This is a genomic window from Shewanella sp. 11B5 (assembly GCF_002836795.1).
Lineage (GTDB): Bacteria > Pseudomonadota > Gammaproteobacteria > Enterobacterales > Shewanellaceae > Shewanella > Shewanella frigidimarina.
Genome location: NZ_PJAP01000506.1, coordinates 1 through 5805 on the forward strand (window position 1 = coordinate 1; position 5805 = coordinate 5805).

6 protein-coding genes are annotated in these 5805 nt (G+C 42.9%); 5 read left to right on the forward strand and 1 reads right to left on the reverse strand.

Features of this window, described 5'->3' with window-relative positions; genetic code table 11:
- The 4 genes from CXF78_RS11875 to CXF78_RS11895 all read left to right on the forward strand — a co-directional run.
- Positions 1–928: imelysin family protein (locus tag CXF78_RS11875; protein WP_102036907.1), on the forward strand; the 928-nt coding region annotated here is incomplete at its 5' end.
- A 143-nt stretch (positions 929–1071) separates the two neighbouring features.
- The gene (locus CXF78_RS11880) at positions 1072–2700 is read left to right on the forward strand and encodes a di-heme oxidoredictase family protein (RefSeq protein WP_102036908.1); all 1629 of its coding nucleotides are present in this window, start codon (positions 1072–1074) and stop codon (positions 2698–2700) included.
- A 467-nt stretch (positions 2701–3167) separates the two neighbouring features.
- Positions 3168–3689 (forward strand): menaquinone-dependent protoporphyrinogen IX dehydrogenase, encoded by a 522-nt coding sequence (gene hemG / locus CXF78_RS11890; RefSeq protein ID WP_102036909.1) that lies wholly within the window; start codon positions 3168–3170, stop codon positions 3687–3689.
- A gap of 3 nt (positions 3690–3692) precedes the next feature.
- Positions 3693–4208, forward strand: a complete 516-nt coding sequence (locus CXF78_RS11895; protein WP_102036910.1) for a cytochrome b/b6 domain-containing protein — start codon at positions 3693–3695, stop codon at positions 4206–4208.
- A gap of 82 nt (positions 4209–4290) precedes the next feature.
- On the opposite strand, the gene CXF78_RS11900 is transcribed toward CXF78_RS11895, so the two are convergent.
- On the reverse strand, positions 4291–5178 hold the full coding sequence (locus CXF78_RS11900; protein WP_102036911.1) for a LysR family transcriptional regulator: 888 nt from the start codon (positions 5176–5178) through the stop codon (positions 4291–4293).
- 144 nt (positions 5179–5322) lie between these two features.
- Between CXF78_RS11900 and CXF78_RS11905 the strand changes: the two genes are divergently transcribed.
- Positions 5323–5805, forward strand: a 483-nt coding sequence (locus CXF78_RS11905) for an aldo/keto reductase (protein WP_180957128.1), incomplete at its 3' end; no start/stop codon positions are given.

The following is a 5805-nucleotide window of genomic DNA, read 5'->3' on the forward strand; positions in this document are numbered from 1 at the left end:
TTCAACGGTACAAGCCGATTTAGTGGCGGCACAAAATGCGTGGAAGTCGGCTCGTCAACCTTGGGAACAAGGGGAGTCGCATATCTTTGGCCCAGTAGACTCATTGAGTATCGACCCGCATTTAGACAGCTGGCCGTTAAACACCACTGACTTACAAACCCAGTTAGCCAACAGTAATGGTTTTGATGCCGACACCATTAAAGGTTGGAATGATGACGTTCAAGGTTTTCATACAATGGAATATCTGTTGTTTGGCGATGGTGTTAACAGCAACACAAAGTTGATTGCAGATCTTAGCACCAAAGAACGTGAGTATTTAATCGCCTTAGCGGAAGTGTTCCGCGATTACACCACTCAATTAGACGATGCTTGGCAAGTGAGCCATAACCCACAAGATGCTAACGCCAAACCTTATGCCGAGTTGCTTAAAACTCCTGGCGATGCAACTAACACTATTTACTCTTCTCAGTTGGCGGTTATTGAAGAATTGATCAACGGCATGATTGGTATTGTCGATGAAGTGGGTAACGGTAAAATTGCCGATCCATTCGGAGAGTCATTAACTACGGCAGACACCTCTAAGGTGGAGTCGCAGTATTCGTGGAACTCACTAACCGACTTTTCAAATAACATCATTGGTGTACGTAACGTTTATCAAGGTGAGTTTACGGGTGGTGCCGATAAGCAAGGTTTAATTGATTTTGTGACAGCAGCTGATGCGACTTTAGCTACGCGTGTCGCCAGCGAAATTGATGATGCCATTTTAAAAATCCAAGCCATTTCGGGTAGTACTAGCATGCCGTTCCGCCAAGCGATTCTCGATGCTGATGGCCGTGCTAGAACCCAAGTCGCCGTGGATGCATTAACAAAGTTACAAACGACGCTGCAGTCAGATGTGCTGCCTTTATTATCTGATTGGAACTCATAATTTAGCTGTTACCGTCTCAATAAGGCCATGGAACGACCTTATTGAGAGGGTAAGTGTGACCAAAAAAATAGAGACTCAACTCATAACAAGGTCGCATTACTGCCAAATAAACTCAATTTTTAGTGTGAATGTGTGAGACAAAGATGAACAAATTATTACGACAACCATATTGGTTTGTAGCATTACTGGGGCTTAGCCTTAGTGCTTGTGGTGGCAGCGGCGATGATGAAACCTCGCCAGATCCCATTGATCCGGTAGTGACTTATCCTAGCTATACCTCAATTGTTGCTTTAGGTGGTGACACCACGACATTCGATGCCAGTAACTCTGGCCATGGCTTTTCAACGCCATCGTTAAATTTAACGGCAGATGAACTCGCGTTACATTTACGAGGTGATACCAACTTTGAAGTCTCGTTTACTACAGCGCCGAATGATCAACACCCTGAGCTTGATGGTTTAGGCCCTGTATTTAATAACGCTGACTGTAATTCTTGCCATCAACGCGATGGTCGAAATTCCACTCCCTTTTTGGCCGCAGATGAAACTCGGGTAAAACTTGGTTCGGCAGCGGGTATTTTCTTACGTATCAGCAAAGCTCCTGCTGAACCTTGTACGGTAGGAACTGCAGATAATAATTACTGTGCGCCGATTAAAGTGCCAGATTTTGGTGACCAGCTATTTCATCGCGGAGTGTTAAAAGCGCGCCCTGATTGGCAAGACAATGCATTTGTTGGTCAAGCCGATGTGTATTTGTCTTATGAGCGCCATGATGAAGTGTATGCAGATGGACGTACCATTAGTTTGAAGAAGCCGATTTTTGCGGTCGAAAATCCATATGATGCACCAGGCGAAACCAAACAAAGTGCCAATATAACTTCAAATCTATTACAAGATGATGTGTTAATGGGTTGGCGTAACGGCATGCCTGTGTTTGGTTTAGGGTTGCTAGAAGCAATACCTGAGGCAAGCATTCTCGCCAATGTTGATGCTGATGACAGTAACAAAGATGATATTTCTGGACGGGCTAATTGGGTATTTGATGCCATAAAAGCACAAAATGGTGACAGTACACCCGTGTCTTTAGGTCGCTTTGGTTGGAAAGCGAATACTCCAAGTGTGCGAGTACAATCATTAGGTGCATTACGTGGCGACATTGGTATTACTAACCCGTTATTTCCTGATGAAAGTATTGTTGGCACCAGCTTACATGATTCATATTTAACACGAACTGGGTTTGTTGATACTGGTGAAGATGTTAATGGTGCGCCTGAGGCCAGTGCAGAGTTCAGTGACTCAGTGGTATTTTATGCCGAAACATTAGCGGTGCCAGCCAGACGTAACGTTGATAAAACGGCAGTGCGTGAAGGTGCTCGGTTATTTGAGCAACTCAATTGCAGCAGTTGTCATACGCCGTCGTTTGTGACCAAAACTTCAGGTGATATTGGCGGATTACCGATGAGCGAAAGCTTAAAAGGCCAAACTATTTATCCCTTTAGTGACATGTTGTTGCACGATATGGGTGAAGGACTGGCAGATGGTCGTCCAGACTTTTTAGCCGACGGTAATGAATGGCGTACTCGACCATTGTGGGGCATAGGCTTAACCCAAACGGTTAATCCACAAGCCGGATTTTTACATGACGGCCGCGCAGCAACCTTGGAAGAAGCCATTTTGTGGCATGACGGAGAATCTAAAACGTCTAAGCAAGACTTTATGGCCTTAACTCAAACAGAGCGTGATCAGGTAATCGCCTTTTTACAGTCGTTATAAATTGCTGTAAAGCTCAAATACCTTAGAGTCTGTAGATCTTTCAAGGTTTTTTTGCAGCGAAATGTTGGTCATTACTTAAACATGAGCTACAAGACAGAGGCTTTATAGGGGAGTTATTCTACATTAAGAGCTGATAACGCAGTAGAAATGACCAACAAACGCTGCCCGAAGGGTTCGGCTAAAAACGTTTTACTCTTTGTTGAGCGAATTTTGCTTAGATTGCTAGGCAGCAATCCACTCGCCTCGATTAAAACGTTTTTATCTCGAACAAAATTTAACCAGAAAAGTTCAACAGACCCTAGACATTTATGCCTAGGGTATTTTTTTGCGCGGTAGTTCACATTGCATTACGGTAGTTCATATTGCGGTAATTGTGGATGATGATGACGTGATCTGTTTCATGTAAATTTTCGCGCCAGTGGTCTAAGATACTGTATTACTTTTAAATGATTTCATTCGAGGTCAGCATGAGCCAAATTTTACTGATCCATTCAAGTGTCCATGGTTACACTCAAAAAATATGTGAATATTTACAGCGTCAACTGGTTGAGCAAGGCGAGCTGGTCACGGTAGCACCCTTAGCGGAAGCTCCCGATTTAGCCCTATTTGATAAAGTGTACATTGGCGCCAGCATTCGTCATGGCAAACATCGCCCAGCCCTGTATCAATTTATTGAAGATCATCGTGCGGAATTGGACAGCAAACCCAGTGGTTTTTTCTCGGTGAGTTTAGTGGCGCGCAAACCCAATAAAAACACGCCTAAAACTAACAGCTATATGCAACAGTTTTTAAGTCAAAGCCCTTGGCAGCCAACGTTATTACAGGTGTTTGGTGGTAATTTAGATTACCAAGGTTATGGTGCCATGGATCGGAACATTATTCGGTTTATTATGTGGCTAACCAAAGGGCCGACAGACCCTAATACCAAAGTTGAGTTTACCGATTGGCAAAAAGTTGATGAGTTTGCTCAGCAAATAATAGAGGCATAATTAATGGTATTAAAGCCGTTATGGCAGCGTATTGAAGCAGTATTGCATCCATTGATGATATTGATGTCGTTGTTATTAATTTGCACCAGCCCATGGATATTAATTGGACGTCAATTAAGTCCTCGCGCCAGTGTTTGGGATGTATTTCATGTTTATGGTGGCTTGTTTACCGCACTGTTAGCATTGATGTTTGCTTATAAAGTGTGTGCGGCCGGGCAGTGGCGTCAGTTTTTTCCTTGGCTTACCTTTGAATTAAAACCATTACTTGCAGATGTGCGAGGGTTAATGCACGGTCAATTACCACACTCTGGGGGTAAAGGCTTAATCAGTGTCATTGAAGGTGTTGGGGTTATTTTGTTGCTGCTGGTGGTGGTTAGCGGAGCTGGTTGGTACATAGCAGACCCTAGTAATGCATTAGCATGGCGCGGCTATCATATTGTGTTTGCTCAGGGGTTTATTGGCTTTATTGTGGTGCATTGTTTATTGGCTCTTTTACATCTTCGCGATTTTTTTAATTAACTATAACCTTAACGGTTTACTCGCAAATCGGCATTGTCATCAGCATTGTCACCAGAAGAATGGCTTAGTTCAAATCGACTCGTTATTGGGCATTCAATTGCTGAAACCAATTTAACGTAAACTGAATAAAACTGCTTAGCCTTGCTGATTGCTGTACCAACTGTGGGTGAATTAAATAGGCGGTCGATGCGTTCATGGTTTCTGTGGTTAAAATGGCTTGTAATGTGCCTGCTTGTATTTCTTTATCGACTAAATACTCTGGCCCGACAATAATCCCTCGACCCAATAATGCCAACTGTTTAAGCATATGATTATCGTTAACACTCAAGCAGCTATTGATTAATATCGGCTGAGCATTGAAGGTCCAGTGAGTTTGTTCTGTTGCGGTTAAGCATTGGTGATGGTGCAAATCCTCAATCGAATTAGGTGTGCCGTGTTGTTGAAGATAAGCTGGGGCCGCACAACAGATTTGCTGATAATCAAATAGCTTTTTAGCGACCATGTTTTGCGGTGGTGTTGCGGTAGCCCTAAATGCGAGATCAAAATCGTTACGGGTTAAGTCGTGCAGGGTATAGCTGCAATCAATACTAAAATGTACCTGCGGATGTAATTGAGTAAACTCATGGCAAATATTAAGCAAATGTCGTTGAGTTAGTTGGCTAGGCGCTGTAATGCTTATCCGCCCTGAGATATCGTCGTTGTCGTGACGAATTCTTTTGTCTAGCATGAGTAAGTCGGCTTTTACTTGTCCCATGCTCGATAAAATCATCTCACCTTGTGGCGTTAACCTTACACTGCGTGTTGTGCGTATGAGTAATGGCCGGCCTACTTCTTTTTCGAGTTGCCTAATCTGTTCAGATAAATATCCTCTCGATATCCCTAACGAGGCAGCCGCTTCGGTAAAGCTAAGTTGTTTGGCGACTTCGCTGAATAAGAATAATCGCTCAAATTTTTTGTGTTCACGGCTCATGATTATAACCATCAATAATATTTTATAGAGAACTGTAATCTGTTATTGGTAGATATACCAAATAATGATTTTGGTTTTTACGGTTCATTTTTATGCAGGATCCAATACACTCATATTTATTACCATTATAAAAAGAGCATCAATATGACGGGTTTACCCTTAACAGAATTTTTACCCAACGTTAGCCCTATCGTTTATGGCTGTATGGGGCTGGGTGGTGGTTGGAATAACAATGCCATTACTAAAGCGGATATTCAGCAAGTCCATGAGGTCATTGATACTGCGCTGGATAACCAAATAAACTATTTTGATCACGCAGATATTTATACTTTTGGTAAAGCTGAATCAGTTTTTGGCAAAGTATTGGCTCAGCGCCCTGAGTTGCGTGAAAAAATGTACCTGCAAACCAAGTGCGGTATTCGATTTGAAGACAGCAAGGGCCCTAAGCGTTACGACTTATCAGCAGAGTGGATTAAGTATTCTGTTGATAACAGCCTCAAGCAACTCAATGCCGAATACCTTGATGTATTAGTGCTTCATCGCCCCGATCCGTTAATGCAGCCAGCAGAAATTTCCGAAACATTTCAACAGCTAAAAGCTGCTGGTAAGGTGCGTTTTCTGGGTGTT